Genomic DNA, 17307 nt, shown 5'->3' with positions numbered 1-17307 from the left:
CGAATGTGTTTCTGTGAAATATTACGTAACAGGAAGAGGGGAGGCGAAGGGTTGTATCTAACGTGTTATGGGGATCCCTGTAACGTGGAGCGGTTACAAAAAAGGCCAGCAATGAATGCTGGCCTTTGGATTAAAAATTCAGCTTTAGAAGCTGGCGTTACGCGGAGTACGCGGGAACGGAATGACATCACGGACGTTCTGCACGCCAGTAACGTAGGCAATCAGACGCTCGAAGCCTAAGCCGAAGCCGGAATGCGGAACGGTACCGTAGCGGCGCAGGTCGCGATACCACCAGTAATCTTCTTTATTCAGACCCATCTCCAGCATACGGGCATCCAGCACGTCCAGACGCTCTTCACGCTGAGAACCACCGATGATTTCACCGATTCCCGGAGCCAGTACGTCCATTGCCGCAACGGTTTTACCGTCTTCGTTAAGGCGCATATAAAACGCTTTGATATCTTTCGGGTAGTTTTTAACCACAACTGGCGCTTTAAAGTGCTCTTCAGCAAGATAACGTTCGTGCTCGGAAGAGAGATCCACACCCCAGTAAACCGGGTTTTCAAACTGTTTGCCGCATTTTTCGAGAATGCTTACCGCGTCGGTGTAGTCCACCTGCGCGAAGTCGGCGTCAATGAAACGTTCCAGGCGTGAAATCGCGTCTTTGTCGACGCGTTCAGCGAAGAATTTCATATCATCCGCACGCTCTGCCAGTACGGCCTTGAAAGCATACTTCAGCATGGCTTCAGCGAGGCCAGCCACGTCGTCCAGGTTAGCGAAAGCCACTTCTGGCTCCAGCATCCAGAACTCCGCCAGGTGACGGCTGGTGTTAGAGTTTTCCGCACGGAACGTCGGGCCAAAGGTATAAATTTTGGACAGGGCGCAGGCGTAGGTTTCGCCGTTCAACTGACCAGAAACGGTCAGGAAGGCTTCTTTACCGAAGAAGTCCTTATCGAAGTCGACTTTTCCCTGATCGTTACGCGGCAGGTTTTCCAGATCCAGCGTAGAAACACGGAACATCTCACCAGCGCCTTCCGTATCGGAAGCGGTGATCAGCGGCGTGGATACCCAAAAGAAACCCTGCTCATGGAAGAAGCGATGCAGCGCTTGCGCCAGCGTATGACGTACACGCGCTACCGCACCAATCATGTTGGTACGCGGACGCATGTGCGCCACTTCACGCAGATACTCGATGCTGTGACGCTTGGCCGCCATTGGGTAGGTGTCAGGATCTTCAACCCAGCCCGCGACTTCAACCTCAGTGGCCTGAATTTCAAAGCTCTGTCCCTGTCCAGGCGACGCAACGACTTTACCCGTTACGATAACTGAACAGCCCGTTGTCAGGCGCAATACGTCCTGATTGTAATTGGGCAGAGAATTATTGATGACGGCCTGTACAGGATCAAAGCAGGAACCGTCATAAACGGCGAGGAAGGAGATGCCAGCTTTTGAATCTCGGCGGGTACGTACCCATCCGCGCACGGTGACTTCGCTGTCAACGGCTACGCGGCCCTGGAGTACGTCGGCTACAGGCACAACGCTCATAATATTCTCTCTGTTAATAGTCGGATATATAAACACATGTCCACCCGTAATGGGGGGATACCTATGTTACCTGGCATCTGCAATCAGACAAGCAGAATTCGTTGCTGGAGTGAAAGATTTCGGAAATAAACGCGAAAAGGGAGCCGATGTGGCTCCCTGTGAAGATTAACTGGCTTTTTTAATATGCGGCAAATCGAAAGCTTTGCGCAACGCACGAACAAACGCTTTATCGTGGCAGATGGTTTTACCGGGGCTATCAGATAACTTCGCTACCGGTTTGCCGTTACATTCCACCAGCTTGATAACAATATTGAGCGGCTTAACCTGCGGAATATCACACGTTAGCCGTGTACCAATGCCAAAACTCAACTGTACGCGAGAAGAGAAGTGGCGGTAGAGCTCAATCGCTTTTTTCAGATCGAGGTTATCGGAGAACACCAGCGTTTTGCTCAGCGGATCAATCCCCAGTTTTTCATAGTGGGCAATGGCTTTTTCACCCCATTCAACCGGATCGCCAGAGTCGTGACGTAAGCCCTGGTAACGGGTCGCAAATTCAACGCCAAAGTCGCGTAAAAACGCGTCCATGGTGATGCAGTCCGTCAGCGCAATCCCGAGTTGATCAGGGTATTCATTTAACCATGCGGCCAGCGCAACGCGCTGGCTGGTGGCAAGCTCCGGGCTGATTTGCTGATGAGCCTGGAACCACTCATGCGCTTGCGTACCCATCGGGGTTAATGACAGACGACGGGCGAGATCGTAGTTGCTGGTGCCGACAAACCAGGATTCTTGCTGCAGGCGTTTAACAATGGCCTGCTGTACTTCGCGTGAAAAACGACGGCGCGTACCGAAATCCATCAGATGGAAGCGGGACATATCGACATCTTTCGTTAAAGCAGAGAATTCGACTAGTTTGCTTTCCAGCTCATGGAGTGCCTGTGGGACGCCTGATTCGGGCGAACGGTAACGGTGCACCAGTTCGCTGATAACCGCCAGCAGCGGGACTTCCCACATGATCACTTCACGCCATGGACCGGTTAAGCGGATGTTCAGCTTGCCGTTATCGTTGGTGACGCACACCTGTTCCGGGTCATAGCGGAAATCACGTAACCAGGCGAGGTAATCAGCTTTAAAGAAAGGCAGGCCGGAGAGCCACTGGTACTCGTCCTCCTGCAGTCGCAGGTGCTGCATGGCATTCACCTGCTCACGAATAGCATCGGCATAAATACCGAGCAGGTCATCGCCACGGCAACGAAATTCAGCCGCTACTTGTACATCATAGTAGTGGTGAAAAACGGCTTGCTGCATATGCAACTTATAAGCGTCTGTATCCAGCAGCGAGTGCAGAACAGGAGAAGCGAATTGTGTCATAGGTGCGCAGTAGCATCCTCTCACGGGAGCGTTTAGTACAATAAACAACTAAGAAAACCGCTGGAGTATACCCTGTTTAGCGATTTATTGAACCCCGATCACACCATAAGCTGTCTTTCTGGTCGAGGGCAATTCGTGCCGCGTGTTATGAAAATGTAGCAAAAAGGGCGTTTGTGCCTGAAAAGATGAACATTCTGCGTAGCGCGATTTACGCAACAGGAATAGACTGAAGCCGAGACTCTACCAAAGATGCTAAAGGTTTTTTTATGACACAACAGCCACAAGCCAAATACCGTCACGACTATCGTGCGCCGGATTACCAGATTACCGATATTGACTTGACCTTTGACCTGGATGCTGAAAAAACCGTGGTCACCGCCGTGAGCCAGGCTGTCCGTCATGGTGCGTCCAGTGCGCCGCTGCGCCTGGATGGCGAAGATCTGACCCTGGTGTCAATCCACGTGAACGACGAGCCGTGGACAGAGTATAAAGAAGAAGAGGGCGCTCTGGTCATCAGTCAACTGCCGGAACGTTTTACGCTGCGTATCGTGAATGAAATTAGCCCGGCGGCCAATACCGCGCTGGAAGGACTGTATAAGTCTGGCGATGCGCTGTGCACCCAGTGTGAAGCAGAAGGGTTCCGCCATATTACCTGGTATCTCGACAGACCCGATGTTCTGGCGCGTTTTACCACCAAAATTATCGCCGATAAAACCCAATATCCGTTCCTGCTCTCTAACGGCAACCGCGTGGCGCAGGGTGAACTGGAAAACGGTCGTCACTGGGTGCAGTGGCAGGATCCGTTCCCGAAACCGTGCTATCTGTTTGCGCTGGTAGCCGGTGATTTCGACGTCCTGCGTGACAGCTTTACCACCCGCTCAGGACGTGAAGTGGCGCTGGAACTGTATGTTGATCGCGGCAATCTGGACCGTGCGCCGTGGGCAATGACCTCGCTGAAAAACTCCATGAAATGGGATGAGGAGCGTTTCGGCCTCGAGTATGACCTCGACATCTATATGATTGTCGCCGTCGACTTCTTCAATATGGGCGCGATGGAGAATAAAGGTCTGAACATCTTTAACTCCAAATATGTGCTGGCCCGCACCGATACGGCCACCGACAAAGACTATCTCGATATTGAACGCGTTATTGGTCACGAATATTTCCATAACTGGACCGGCAACCGTGTGACCTGTCGCGACTGGTTCCAGTTGAGCCTGAAAGAAGGTTTAACCGTGTTCCGCGATCAGGAGTTCAGTTCCGATCTCGGCTCACGTGCGGTAAACCGTATCAGCAATGTACGTACCATGCGCGGCCTGCAGTTTGCCGAAGACGCCAGCCCGATGGCGCACCCGATCCGCCCGGATATGGTCATCGAAATGAACAACTTCTATACCCTGACCGTGTATGAAAAGGGCGCTGAAGTCATTCGTATGATCCACACTCTGCTGGGTGAGACTAACTTCCAGAAAGGGATGCAGCTGTACTTTGAGCGTCATGACGGCAGCGCTGCTACCTGTGATGATTTCGTGCAGGCGATGGAAGATGCGTCCAATGTCGATCTCTCTCATTTCCGCCGCTGGTACAGTCAGTCCGGTACGCCGATTCTGACCGTGCGTGATGACTACAATCCGTCAACGGAACAATACACGCTGACTATCAGCCAGCGTACGCCAGCCACGCCGGATCAGGCCGAGAAACAACCGCTGCATATTCCTTTCGCCCTCGAGTTGTATGACAACGAAGGGAAAGTGATCCCGCTACAAAAAGGCGGGCATCCGGTGAATGCTGTGCTCAACGTGACCCAGGCAGAACAGACGTTTGTCTTTGATAACGTGTACTTCCAGCCGGTTCCGGCACTGCTGTGCGAATTCTCCGCACCGGTAAAACTGGAATACAAATGGAGCGATCAGCAACTGACCTTCCTGATGCGTCATGCGCGTAACGATTTCTCTCGTTGGGATGCGGCGCAAAGTCTGCTGGCGACCTATATTAAGCTCAACGTTGCCCGTCATCAGCAGGGCCAGCCGTTGTCGCTGCCGGTACATGTGGCCGATGCTTTCCGCGCGATTTTGCTCGATGAGAAAATCGATCCGGCGCTAGCGGCAGAAATCCTGACGTTGCCTTCGGTAAATGAAATCGCCGAACTGTTCGACATCATCGATCCGGTGGCGATAACGGAAGTTCGCGAAGCATTGACCCGCACGCTGGCGGCTGAGCTGGCGGATGAATTCCTCGCTATCTATAACGCTAATCATCTTGACGAGTACCGCGTTGAGCATGCTGATATTGGTAAGCGTACGCTGCGCAATGCCTGCCTGCGCTTCCTGGCCTTTGGCGAAACCCATCTGGCTGACACGTTGGTTAGCAAGCAGTACCGCGAAGCGAACAATATGACTGACGCCCTGGCGGCGCTGTCCGCTGCGGTGGCGGCGCAACTGCCATGCCGTGACGCATTGATGCAGGAGTATGACGATAAATGGCATCATGACGGTCTGGTAATGGATAAATGGTTTATCCTGCAATCCACCAGCCCGGCGAGAAACGTGCTGGAAACGGTACGCGGTCTGCTGGAGCATCGTTCCTTCAGTATGAGTAACCCGAACCGTATTCGTTCCCTGATTGGTGCTTTTGCGGGCAGCAACCCGGCGGCTTTCCATGCGGAAGATGGCAGCGGCTATCAGTTCCTGGTCGATATGCTGACTGAGCTGAACAGCCGCAATCCACAGGTGGCGTCACGTCTGATTGAGCCGTTGATTCGTTTGAAACGCTATGATGCCAAACGTCAGGCGAAGATGCGTGCGGCGCTGGAACAGTTGAAAGGCCTCGAGAATCTCTCCGGCGATCTGTTCGAGAAGATTGACAAAGCGTTAGCCTGATAATATTGCCGGATGGATCCGGCCTACCATTCACGCGTAGGCCGGATAAGCAGTAGCGCCATCCGGCGTTTTTAACCCTGCTTGCGTAGCTGAACTTCATTTTCGCCACGCTTCATAACCCGGTTCAACACTTCCGCTTCCAGTTCGGCTAACCGCACCGATCCCAAACGGCGGGGGCGCTGAATATCCACCGTCAGATCCAGCCCGATTTTGCCATCTTCGATCAACAGCACGCGGTCTGCCATCGCGACGGCCTCACTGACATCGTGCGTCACCAGCAGCACCGTAAAGCCGTGGTCCTGCCATAGCGAGACGATCAGATCCTGCATCTCAAGACGGGTTAACGCATCCAGCGCGCTGAGCGGTTCATCCAGTAACAGCAGGCCAGGGCGGTGAATTAATGCCCGCGCCAGGGCCACGCGCTGTTTTTGGCCGCCAGACAGGGCGGCAGGCCACTCCTGTGCCCGGTTTTCGAGGCCAACAGCGGCCAACGCATTACGGGCCGCATCGCGCCATTGACCTTTCAGCCCCAGACCAACGTTATCAATAACCGTTTTCCATGGCAGCAGACGCGCATCCTGAAACATCATGCGCGTATCATCCTGAATCTCTGCCAGCGGGGTAGTTCCGGCAAGTAATGCGCCTGAAGTGGGCGATTCCAGCCCAGCCAGCAGGCGCAGCAAGGTGCTTTTGCCACCGCCGCTGCGGCCCACTACGGCAACAAATTGCCCTGCCGGAATATGCAGATCTAATTGATTCAGCACCGTATTGGCGGCGTATTGTTTGGTCACGGCGCTCAGCAAAAGCGGCGTACCCTGATTCAAGCGAGCGGTATTCATACAGTAGCCTCCTTCACATGGTAAGCCGGGTTCCAGCGCAGCCAGACTCGCTCCAGCAGTTGGGCGCTGACATCGGCAAGTTTGCCGAGCAGGGCGTAGAGAATGATGGCCACTACCACCACGTCGGTTTGCAGAAATTCTCGCGCATTCATCGCCAGATAACCAATGCCGGCATTGGCGGAAATGGTCTCCGCAACGATCAACGTCAGCCACATCAGCCCAAGGGCGAAGCGTACGCCAACCATAATCGAGGGCAGGGCGCCGGGGAGGATCACATGGATAAACAGTGAAAAGCCGGACAACCCATAGCTGCGCGCCATCTCCACCAGGCCGCGATCGATATTGCGGATCCCGTGCCAGGTGTTGATGTAAATCGGGAACAGTGTGCCCAAGGCGACGAGAAAGATCTTCGCCGATTCATCAATGCCGAACCACAAAATCACCAGCGGGATCAGCGCCAGATGGGGAACGTTGCGCAGCATCTGTATCGACGTATCCAGCAGGCGTTCCCCCCAGCGTGAAAGACCGCTGATGAGTCCCAGCGTCAAACCTAACGATCCACCGATCGAGAATCCGATCAGCGCGCGCCAGGAACTGATCGCCAGATGCTGCCAAAGCTCGCCACTGGCGGAAAGTGTCCAGAAGGCTTCGACAACGCCTTCCGGGGAGGGCAGGATGCGGGTGGATAGCCAGCCCATTGACGAGGCTATCTGCCAGAGCGCCACCAGACCTACCGGCAAAAACCAGGGTGCGAGGCGCAATAGCCACCTGTTTTTCGGTGTTGTCATCAGCGTGCTCCTTAACTTTGCGCGACCTTACGGGGAATAAATTCGTTAGCCACCGCTTCGCCTTGTTGGTGCAGACGCTGTGGCTGTGGAATTTCAGGTATCGAAACATCCAGATGCGGGAACAGTAGCTCGCCAACTTTGTACGCCTCTTCCAGATGCGGATACCCCGACAGCACAAAGCTGTCGATACCCAGCGCGGCGTACTCGTTTATGCGCGCTGCGACGGTCGGGCCGTCGCCGACCAGCGCGGTTCCGGCGCCGCCACGCACCAGCCCAACGCCTGCCCACAGGTTCGGGCTTATTTCCAGTTTGTCGCGTTTACCGTTGTGCAGCGCGGCCATCCGCTGTTGGCCAACCGAATCTGTTCTTGAGAAGGCGGCCTGGGCTTTGGCAATCGTGTCGTCATCAAGATGCGAAATCAGACGCTCCGCTGCCTGCCACGCCTCATCCGTCGTCTCCCGCACGATCACATGCAAACGAATACCAAAGCGGATCTTGCGTCCAAGCGCTGCTGCTTTGGCTCGCACTTGCTCAATCTTCTCTTTCACCTGTTCAGGCGGTTCACCCCAGGTCAGATAGAGATCAACCTGCTCGGCAGCCAGGTCTTGCGCGACATCGGAAGAACCGCCGAAATAAAGCGGCGGCCAGGGTTGTTGTACGGGAGGAAAAAACAGCTTCGCGCCGCGGACGTGCATATGTTTGCCGTTGAAATCCACCGTTTCTCCCTGTAACAGCCGACGCCAGATCTGGGTGAATTCAGCAGAAGCTTCATAGCGCTCGGTGTGATCAAGAAACACGCCGTCGCCAGCCAGCTCCTGCGGATCGCTGCCGGTCACCAGGTTAAACAGCGCCCGGCCGTTAGAGAGTCTGTCGAGCGTTGCAGCCTGGCGTGCGGCAACCGTTGGCGAGGTTACGCTTGGACGCAGCGCGACCAAAAACTTGAGCCGCTGAGTAACAGGGATCATGGAGGCGGCTACCAGCCAGGCATCTTCACAGGAGCGACCGGTTGGGATCAAAACGCCGGTAAATCCCAGGCGATCGGCAGCCTGCGCGATTTGCTGCAGATAACTGTGATCGACCGGACGCGAGCCTTCTTCCGTCCCCAGATAGTGGCCATCCCCGTGGGTGGGTAAAAACCAGAACATGTTCAGACTCATAATTTTGCTCCTGTCTGCTGAGTGGGTTGCCAGATACGCTGGCGAATATCGATTTTTTTCGGCACCAGACGATTGTCATAAAACAGATCGGCGGTTTGTTGTTGCAGGGCGGCAACCGAGGCGCTGACGGGTGAGATGGTCGTTGGCGGCCGGTGATCAAGATAAGACGCAATCACCGGCTCTGGCAGTCCCATGGTTTTGGCCAGCAGGGTAATACTTTGCTGGCGCTGGCTGAGGGTTAACGCATCAGCCTGGCTAAAGGTATCCAGCACGCCAAGAACAAACGCGCCATTTTTCTCGGCATAAGGACGCGCGGCAAGATAAAAGGAGCCGGTCTGTTTGAGGTCTGAGCCGTCTTTCAGCACGCGCACATCACCCTGCAGCAACGCGGCGGAATAGTAAGGATCCCAGATAGCCCACGCATCAACGTTACCTTGCTGGAAGGCTGCTCTGGCATCTGCGGGTGTCAGATATGTTGGTTGAATATCGGTAAATTTCAGCCCGGCCTGTTGTAAGGCTCGCAGCAGTAAATTGTGGGCGCTGGAACCTTTCTGGAAGGCGACTTTATGCCCTTTGAGCTGCGCAACGCTCTGGATCGGGCTGTTTTTGGGCACCAGAATCACTTCGGCTTTTGGTTTGGGCGGCTCGACGCCAACGTAAACCAGATCGGCTCCGGCGGCCTGGGCGAAAATCGGTGGAATGTCACCGGTACTGCCGAGATCGATACTGCCAATATTGAGTGCTTCCAGCATTTGCGGCCCTGCCGGAAACTCAATCCACGAGATTTTGGTCTGTGGGTAGCGTTTCTCCAATAACTGATGGCTTTTTGCCAGCACCATACTGACGCTTCCTTTCTGGTAACCTATGCGCAGCGCGTCTGGTGCAGACTCTGCGGCATGGACGAGCGTTGAAAGTGACAGCAATCCGGTCAACGCCAACCACGGCGTGTGACGCTTGAGCAGATTAAGCATGGGCGGCACCTCGCAGAGCATTCAATTGAGGAAGTTGGACATCACGACGATGCAACGCCAGCCAGAAGGTGTCGAGCGCATTGTCCAGACGCAGTTGCAGGTTGGGCGTAAACTGCGGTTTATGCTGATAATCAATGACCTGTGAATCATCAGCAAAAACACCGTGCAGGATTTCCTGGGCTTTTAACGCGCTCAGCACCGGCTTAAGCGCGTAATCAACGGCCAGTAAATGCGCAACGGTACCGCCTGTTGCCAGCGGCAAAACCACTTTTCCTTCCAGTGCGCGTTCGGGAAGCAGATCGAGCAACGTTTTCAACGCTCCGGAGTAAGCTGCTTTGTAGACCGGCGTTGCAACAATCAATCCGTCGGCGTCGTGCAGTTGTTCGACAAAGGTTTTCAGCGCTGGGCTGTCGAAGCGCGCATAGATCAGGTCTTCTGGGGCAAAGTTGTGCAGATTCCAGTGACAGACTTCGACATCCTGGTCGTTCAGTTTTTCCCGGGCGTATTCCAGTAAGGCGCTGGAGCGAGAGGGGAAGCGTGGACTTCCCGCCAGAGTAATGACGCGCATAATTTCAATCTCCCCTTATAACTAATTGTTCGCTTTTATTTAACATTGATAACAATTCGTGCAGTCTGGCAGAGAGATTTTGTTTATCGAAATGATTTATACGGGATAGAAAAGTTGAAAAATGAATAAAACGGCAGAAGCAGGAAAACGATTGCTATTTATTGCCGCAGGTCAATTCCCTTTTTGCTCGCGATCGCACATAATACGCCCCCGGTTTGCACACCGGGAATCCAGGAGAGTTCATGTACTACCCCTTCGTTCGTAAAGCCCTTTTCCAGCTCGATCCTGAGCGCGCTCATGAATTGACATTCCAGCAGTTACGTCGCATTACCGGCACGCCGCTCGAAGCGCTTGTCCGCCAGAAAGTACCCGCAAAACCGGTTACCTGTATGGGGCTGACGTTTAAAAATCCGCTCGGGCTTGCTGCCGGACTGGATAAAGACGGGGAGTGCATTGATGCGCTCGGTGCGATGGGATTCGGTTCAATTGAAATTGGTACCGTGACGCCACGCCCTCAGCCCGGGAACGATAAACCACGTCTGTTCCGTCTGGTGGATGCGGAAGGTTTGATCAACCGCATGGGATTCAATAACCTGGGTGTTGATAATCTGGTAGAGAACGTTAAGAAATCACATTTTGACGGCATTCTCGGCATTAATATTGGTAAGAATAAAGATACTCCGGTAGAAAACGGCAAAGATGACTATCTGATTTGTATGGAAAAAGTCTATGCTTATGCCGGTTATATCGCGATTAATATCTCTTCACCGAATACGCCGGGATTACGCACGCTGCAATACGGTGAAGCGCTGGATGATCTGCTGACGGCAATTAAAAATAAGCAAAACGATCTGCAAGCGATCCACCATAAATATGTTCCGGTGGCCGTAAAGATCGCGCCGGATCTTTCCGTCGAAGAACTGATCCAGGTTGCCGACAGTTTAGTTCGGCATAATATTGATGGTGTAATTGCAACTAACACCACTCTCGATCGTTCTCTCGTACAGGGAATGAAAAATTGCGATCAAATGGGGGGGCTGAGCGGTCGTCCGTTACAATTAAAAAGTACAGAAATTATTCGCCAGTTGTCTCAGGAATTAAATGGTCAGTTACCGATTATTGGCGTTGGCGGTATTGACTCGGTGATTGCCGCGCGCGAGAAAATAGCCGCCGGCGCTACCCTGGTACAGATTTATTCGGGCTTTATTTTTAAAGGCCCGCCGTTGATTAAAGAAATCGTCACCAATATCTGAATGCTACCTTAATCACAATCCAGGGCTTTATTTCTAGCCCTGGTTGTTTTATATTCCTTTACTGTTGCTTATTTAAACATTCTGAGCTTTTATTATTAGGGCAATAAACGAAGCGGCAAAAGGATACTGTCGTAACGGCGATGATTAAGGAAAGGAGAGAAACTGATGCGAATTAAACCCGACGATAACTGGCGCTGGTATTATGATGAAGAGCACGATCGTATGATGCTCGATTTAGCCAATGGTATGTTATTCCGTTCGCGTTTTGCTCGTAAAATGCTCACGCCTGATGCCTTTACTCCTTCCGGATTTTGCGTTGATGACGCCGCGCTTTATTTTTCCTTTGAAGAAAAATGCCGCTACCTGGATTTAGCGAAAGAACAAAAAGCGGAACTGGTGCTCAATGCGCTGGTGGCTATTCGTTATCTTAAGCCGCAGATGCCAAAAAGTTGGCACTTTGTCGCCCACGGCATTAACTGGACGCCAGTGCCAGGGGACGCTGCCTGTGTCGATTTAAGCGATACCGATGAACAGGTAAACCTGTTAGTGGTTGAGCCGGGTGAAAACGCTGCGCTTTGTCTGCTGGCGCAACCGGGTGTGGTGATTGCCGGACGCACCATGCAGCTTGGCGACGCAATTAAAATCATGAATGACAGACTGAAACCGCAGACAATGGTTGACAGTTTCAGCCTTGAGCAGGCGGTTTAACTTTCCAGCCTGATTGCCGTTTTGGGCACACAACTGCAGCACAGAATTGTCCCGTCATCTCCCATCGCTGATTTTTTCAGCGGGGTCACTTCGCCTTCTACCAGCCGAATTCGACAGCATCCGCAAATTCCCGCCCGACATGAGTAGGGAACCCGGATACCCTGGTTTTCCAGTTGTTCAAGCAATACCTGCTGATTATTTCCGCGAAAGGTCTGTCCCTGCCACTCGATAAGCACCGTGGCATCGGGTTGTTGCACCGGGGCAGTATCATCGGTTTCTGCCGCGCCATATACTCTGGCCGGACCGGTGGACAGAATTTCAACCTCGTCGCCGACGCGAATCACGCCACTGTTACGCGCAATGAGATTCTGACCAAAATCGACATCGCCGTTATCCGTCGCAGTGCGAAAGCTTTGCAGCGTGGCCAGCGGTTCGCCGGACGGATGCTTCTGACCTTTCTCAGGGCTGACGGTGGTGAAAATGCAGCGGCTACAAGGTTTAGCCACGTCAAAAATAACCTCGCCAATGCGGATCACTTTCCAGGTATCTTCTTCCCAGGCGGCAGCGCCTGAAACCACCAGATTGGGGCGAAACTGCTCCATTTTTACGCTTGCCGGGCAGCGCTGTTGCAAATCGCGCAATGACGCTTCGTTAGTTAAAAGGTAGGGATAACCATCGGCAAAGGATAACGGAACATCATCGCGGCGCTTCACTCGGCGCGTCAGCTGCGGACCAACCCAGCGAAGCTGCACGTCACGGGAGAAAAAACCGCTCAGCCACTGGTTGATAGCCGCTGGCGCAATCCGCGCGGTAAAATGGTTGCCCCACACTTCCGTCGGCGCATCCTGCAGGGCGAAGTCGGCAAATCGCACAAGCGCGCTGCTACCGTCTGGCGCCGTAAGATGCAATCCATCGTGGAAAGGGGAAGGGGTAAAACGCACCATCTGTGGGAACTGTCGGGCGGTAATGAACGTCCCGTCAGGTTCGGTAATCATAAATATGCGATCAAAGGCGAGACCACTAACGTCTGCCAGAGCGTGGGTAAGCCCAATACCGCGCATTGATTTAACCGGATGAATAAAAAGTCGGGTTAACGTGACCACTGTACAGCCCCTCGAGCGAAAATAAGCCTTCAACTTTATGACATACCACCCATATTAGCTATAATGCGCAGCAATTTTCTCGGAGTAAAAGTGACATTATGAATTCTCTGTTTGCCAGTACGGCCCGCGGGCTGGAAGAGCTGTTAAAAACTGAACTGGAAAACCTTGGCGCGCTGGAGTGTCAGGTCGTTCAGGGTGGTGTCCATTTTAAGGGCGACACGCGGCTTGTTTACCAGAGCCTGATGTGGAGCCGCCTGGCCTCGCGCATTATCCTGCCGATGGGAGATTGCAAGGTCTACAGCGATCTTGATCTGTACCTCGGTGTTCAGGCAATCGACTGGACAGAGATATTTAATCCGGGCGCTACATTTGCGGTGCATTTTAGCGGCCTGAACGAAACCATTCGTAATAGTCAGTACGGGGCGCTGAAGGTAAAGGATGCGATTGTCGACGCCTTTACCCGTAAAAATCTGCCGCGTCCGAATGTGGATCGTGAATCTCCGGGTCTGCGCATTAACGTGTGGCTGAATAAAGATACCGCCAGTATTGCGCTCGATCTGAGCGGTGATGGCCTGCATCAGCGTGGGTATCGCGATCGCGCAGGTCAGGCGCCGATTAAAGAAACGCTGGCTGCCGCCATTGTAATGCGTTCAGGTTGGCAACCGGGCACGCCGTTACTCGATCCGATGTGTGGCTCCGGTACACTGCTGATTGAAGCGGCGATGTGGGCAACCGATCGTGCGCCTGGTCTGCACCGTGGTTATTGGGGCTTTAGCGGTTGGGCGCAGCACGATGACGCTGTGTGGCAAGAGGTTAAAGCCGAAGCGCAGGTGCGCGCGCGTAAGGGTCTCGCAGACTACACCTCGCACTTCTATGGATCTGACAGCGATACTCGCGTAATTGAAAAAGCACGCAGTAACGCCCGTCGCGCCGGAATTGCCGATCTGATGACGTTTGAAGTTAAAGATGTCGCCAAACTGAGCAACCCGTTACCGAAAGGACCGTACGGGACGGTTATCAGCAACCCGCCGTACGGCGAACGTCTGGATAGCGAACCGGCGCTGATTGCCCTGCACAGCCTGCTGGGGCGCACAATGAAAAACCAGTTTGGCGGCTGGAATCTGTCCCTGTTTAGCGCCTCGCCGGATTTGCTCAGCAGCCTGCAATTACGTGCTGATAAGCAGTTTAAAGCGAAAAATGGTCCGCTGGATTGCGTGCAGAAGAACTATCACGTTGCAGAAACCACCGCCGACAGTAAGCCTGCCACGGTCGCGGAAGATTATGCCAACCGCCTGCGTAAGAATCTTAAGAAGCTGGAAAAATGGGCGCGTCAGGAAGGTATTGAATGCTATCGCCTGTACGATGCCGACCTGCCGGAATACAACGTGGCGGTAGATCGCTACGGTGACTGGGTCGTGGTGCAGGAATACGCGCCGCCAAAAACGGTCGATACGCAGAAAGCGCGTCAACGCCTGTTCGACATCATTGCCGCTACGCTCTCGGTACTTGAGATTGCCCCGAATAAACTGGTGCTGAAAACCCGTGAACGTCAAAAAGGCAAGAACCAGTATCAGAAGATGAATGAGAAGGGTGAATTCATTGAGGTAAGCGAGTACAACGCTCGTCTGTGGGTGAACCTGACTGACTATCTTGATACCGGTTTGTTCCTCGATCACCGCATTGCGCGTCGCATGCTGGGTCAGATGAGTAAAGGTAAGGATTTCCTCAATCTGTTCTCCTACACCGGTAGCGCCAGCGTTCATGCCGGACTGGGCGGCGCGCGGAGCACCACGACGGTTGATATGTCGCGTACCTACCTGGAATGGGCTGAACGCAACCTGCGTTTGAACGGCCTGAGTGGTCGCGCTCACCGTTTAATTCAGGCCGATTGTCTGGGCTGGCTGCGCGATGCCAATGAACAGTTCGATCTGATTTTCATCGATCCGCCAACGTTCTCTAACTCTAAACGCATGGAAGATTCGTTTGATGTGCAGCGCGATCATCTGGCGCTGATGAAAGATCTGAAACGTCTGTTACGTAAAGACGGGACGATCATGTTCTCCAACAACAAACGTGGATTCCGTATGGATCTCGAGGGGCTGACTGAGCTGGGATTGAAAGCACAAGAAATTACCCAAAAAACGCTTTCCCAGGACTTTGCCCGTAACCGTCAGATCCACAATTGCTGGCTGATTACCGCAGCCTGAAAGGATAAGTAAATGTCATTGATCAGTATGCATAGTGCATGGCTGTCGTTCAGCGATGCGCCCCTTCTTGATAATGCGGAACTGCATATCGAGGATAACGAACGCGTCTGTCTGGTAGGCCGTAACGGCGCGGGCAAATCGACGCTGATGAAGATCCTGAACCGTGAACAGGGTCTTGACGACGGGCGTATTATTTATGAGCAGGATCTGGTCGTCGCGCGTCTGCAACAGGATCCGCCGCGTAACGTCGAGGGCAGCGTGTATGACTTCGTTGCCGAAGGTATTGAGGAACAGGCTGAATACCTGAAGCGGTATCATGATATTTCGCGCCTTGTCATGACCGATCCCAGCGACAGAAATCTGAATGAGATGGCGCGGGTTCAGGAAATGCTCGATCACCACAATCTGTGGCAGCTCGAAAGTCGCATTAATGAAGTGTTGGCGCAACTGGGGCTGGATCCTAACGCCGCGCTTTCGTCGCTGTCTGGTGGTTGGCTGCGTAAAGCGGCGCTGGGCCGCGCGTTGGTGAGTAATCCGCGCGTATTGCTGCTCGATGAACCGACGAACCATCTGGACATTGAAACAATTGACTGGCTGGAAGGGTTCCTGAAATCCTTCAACGGAACAATCATTTTCATTTCCCACGACCGTTCATTTATTCGCAACATGGCGACGCGTATTGTTGATCTTGACCGCGGCAAACTGGTGACCTATCCGGGGAACTACGATCAGTATCTGCTGGAGAAAGAAGAAGCGCTGCGGGTAGAAGAGTTACAAAACGCGGAGTTTGATCGCAAGCTGGCGCAGGAAGAGGTTTGGATCCGCCAGGGTATCAAAGCGCGTCGTACCCGTAACGAAGGCCGTGTGCGCGCCCTGAAAGCGATGCGTCGCGAGCGCGGTGAACGTCGCGAAGTGATGGGCACGGCGAAGATGCAGGTTGAAGAGGCGAGCCGTTCGGGCAAGATTGTCTTCGAAATGGAGAATGTGGATTATCAGGTTGATGGTAAGCAACTGGTAAAAGATTTCTCCGCGCAGGTGCAGCGCAGCGACAAAATTGCGTTAATTGGCCCTAACGGTTGCGGCAAGACGACGCTGCTCAAACTGATGTTAGGCCAACTGCAGGCTGACAGTGGACGTATTCATGTTGGGACCAGGCTGGAAGTGGCTTATTTCGATCAGCACCGCGCTGAACTGGATCCGGATAAAACCGTGATGGACAATCTGGCCGAAGGTAAGCAAGAGGTGATGGTTAACGGTAAACCCCGCCATGTGCTGGGCTACCTGCAGGACTTCCTGTTCCACCCGAAACGGGCGATGACGCCAGTACGCGCGCTCTCCGGTGGGGAACGAAATCGTCTGTTGCTGGCGCGTTTGTTCCTGAAACCCAGTAATCTTTTAATTCTCGATGAACCAACGAACGATCTTGACGTCGAAACGCTGGAACTGCTTGAAGAGCTGATTGACAGCTATCAGGGCACCGTACTGCTGGTGAGCCACGACCGTCAGTTTGTGGATAATACCGTTACGGAATGTTGGATCTTCGAAGGCGGTGGTAAAATTGGTCGTTATGTCGGCGGTTACCATGACGCGCGCAGCCAGCAATCGCAGCATGTGGCGTTTAAACAGCCCGTTGTGAAAAAAACAGAGGAAGCTATTGCTCCTAAAGCAGAAATTGTCAAACGTGGCACGAGCAAACTAAGCTATAAACTGCAGCGCGAACTGGAGCAGCTCCCCGCATTGCTTGAAGAACTGGAAGCTAAGCTGGAAACATTACAAGCTCAGGTTGCTGACGCCGCTTTTTTCAGTCAGCCGCACGAGCAAACGCAACAAGTTTTAGCTAATCTGAACGAAGCGGAACAAGAACTTGAGCAAGCCTTTGAGCGCTGGGAGTATCTTGAATCTTTGAAGAATGGCGCATAAT

General features: G+C 53.3%; 13 protein-coding genes. 5 read left to right on the top strand and 8 right to left on the bottom strand.

The genetic code is table 11. From position 1 onward, the window contains the following. Positions 1–144: 144 nt before the first annotated feature. Complete coding sequence (gene asnS, locus ICA20_RS15775) at positions 145–1545, bottom strand: asparagine--tRNA ligase (protein ID WP_038639361.1); 1401 nt, start codon at positions 1543–1545, stop codon at positions 145–147. 165 nt (positions 1546–1710) lie between these two features. Further along, on the bottom strand, positions 1711–2913 hold the full coding sequence (pncB, locus tag ICA20_RS15770; protein ID WP_038639364.1) for a nicotinate phosphoribosyltransferase: 1203 nt from the start codon (positions 2911–2913) through the stop codon (positions 1711–1713). A gap of 266 nt (positions 2914–3179) precedes the next feature. Between pncB and pepN the strand changes: the two genes are divergently transcribed. After that, complete coding sequence (pepN, locus tag ICA20_RS15765) at positions 3180–5792, top strand: aminopeptidase N (protein WP_038639369.1); 2613 nt, start codon at positions 3180–3182, stop codon at positions 5790–5792. Between the two features lie 71 nt (positions 5793–5863). Here pepN and ssuB read toward each other — a convergent pair whose 3' ends face one another. From ssuB to ssuE, 5 genes are read right to left on the bottom strand one after another with little or no spacing between them, the layout of a single operon-like run. Beyond that, entirely contained in the window at positions 5864–6631 is a 768-nt protein-coding gene (gene ssuB, locus ICA20_RS15760) for an aliphatic sulfonates ABC transporter ATP-binding protein (RefSeq protein ID WP_038639372.1), read from the bottom strand. Next, positions 6628–7419, bottom strand: coding sequence for an aliphatic sulfonate ABC transporter permease SsuC (gene ssuC, locus ICA20_RS15755; protein ID WP_038639375.1), 792 nt, complete (start codon positions 7417–7419; stop codon positions 6628–6630). Before ssuC ends, ssuB begins: the two co-directional genes overlap by 4 nt. A gap of 11 nt (positions 7420–7430) precedes the next feature. After that, entirely contained in the window at positions 7431–8576 is a 1146-nt protein-coding gene (ssuD, locus tag ICA20_RS15750) for an FMNH2-dependent alkanesulfonate monooxygenase (RefSeq protein ID WP_038639379.1), read from the bottom strand. Then, positions 8573–9547, bottom strand: coding sequence for a sulfonate ABC transporter substrate-binding protein (locus ICA20_RS15745; protein WP_087857549.1), 975 nt, complete (start codon positions 9545–9547; stop codon positions 8573–8575). Before ICA20_RS15745 ends, ssuD begins: the two co-directional genes overlap by 4 nt. After that, entirely contained in the window at positions 9540–10115 is a 576-nt protein-coding gene (gene ssuE, locus ICA20_RS15740) for an NADPH-dependent FMN reductase (RefSeq protein WP_038639389.1), read from the bottom strand. Before ssuE ends, ICA20_RS15745 begins: the two co-directional genes overlap by 8 nt. Before the next feature lie 242 nt (positions 10116–10357). Between ssuE and pyrD the strand changes: the two genes are divergently transcribed. Then, positions 10358–11368 carry a quinone-dependent dihydroorotate dehydrogenase gene (gene pyrD / locus ICA20_RS15735; RefSeq protein ID WP_038639394.1) on the top strand — a complete coding sequence of 337 codons (1011 nt, stop codon included), beginning with the start codon at positions 10358–10360 and terminating at the stop codon, positions 11366–11368. Positions 11369–11533: 165 nt separating this feature from the next. Beyond that, complete coding sequence (gene zapC / locus ICA20_RS15730) at positions 11534–12076, top strand: cell division protein ZapC (protein WP_038639397.1); 543 nt, start codon at positions 11534–11536, stop codon at positions 12074–12076. Here zapC and ICA20_RS15725 read toward each other — a convergent pair. Next, entirely contained in the window at positions 12073–13179 is a 1107-nt protein-coding gene (locus tag ICA20_RS15725) for a YcbX family protein (protein ID WP_038639402.1), read from the bottom strand. The genes zapC and ICA20_RS15725 overlap by 4 nt on opposite strands. Before the next feature lie 98 nt (positions 13180–13277). Here ICA20_RS15725 and rlmKL point away from each other — a divergent pair, with 98 nt between their 5' ends. Together rlmKL and ICA20_RS15715 are read left to right on the top strand one after the other, a co-directional pair. Continuing rightward, entirely contained in the window at positions 13278–15386 is a 2109-nt protein-coding gene (gene rlmKL / locus ICA20_RS15720) for a bifunctional 23S rRNA (guanine(2069)-N(7))-methyltransferase RlmK/23S rRNA (guanine(2445)-N(2))-methyltransferase RlmL (protein WP_038639405.1), read from the top strand. A 12-nt stretch (positions 15387–15398) separates the two neighbouring features. Beyond that, positions 15399–17306, top strand: a complete 1908-nt coding sequence (locus tag ICA20_RS15715; RefSeq protein ID WP_038639409.1) for an ABC transporter ATP-binding protein — start codon at positions 15399–15401, stop codon at positions 17304–17306. Position 17307 lies beyond the last annotated feature (1 nt).

The sequence above is a fragment of the Citrobacter sp. C5_2 genome (genome assembly GCF_014596845.2).
Taxonomy (GTDB): domain Bacteria; phylum Pseudomonadota; class Gammaproteobacteria; order Enterobacterales; family Enterobacteriaceae; genus Citrobacter; species Citrobacter werkmanii.
This window is presented reverse-complemented; position numbering and strand designations above follow the sequence as displayed.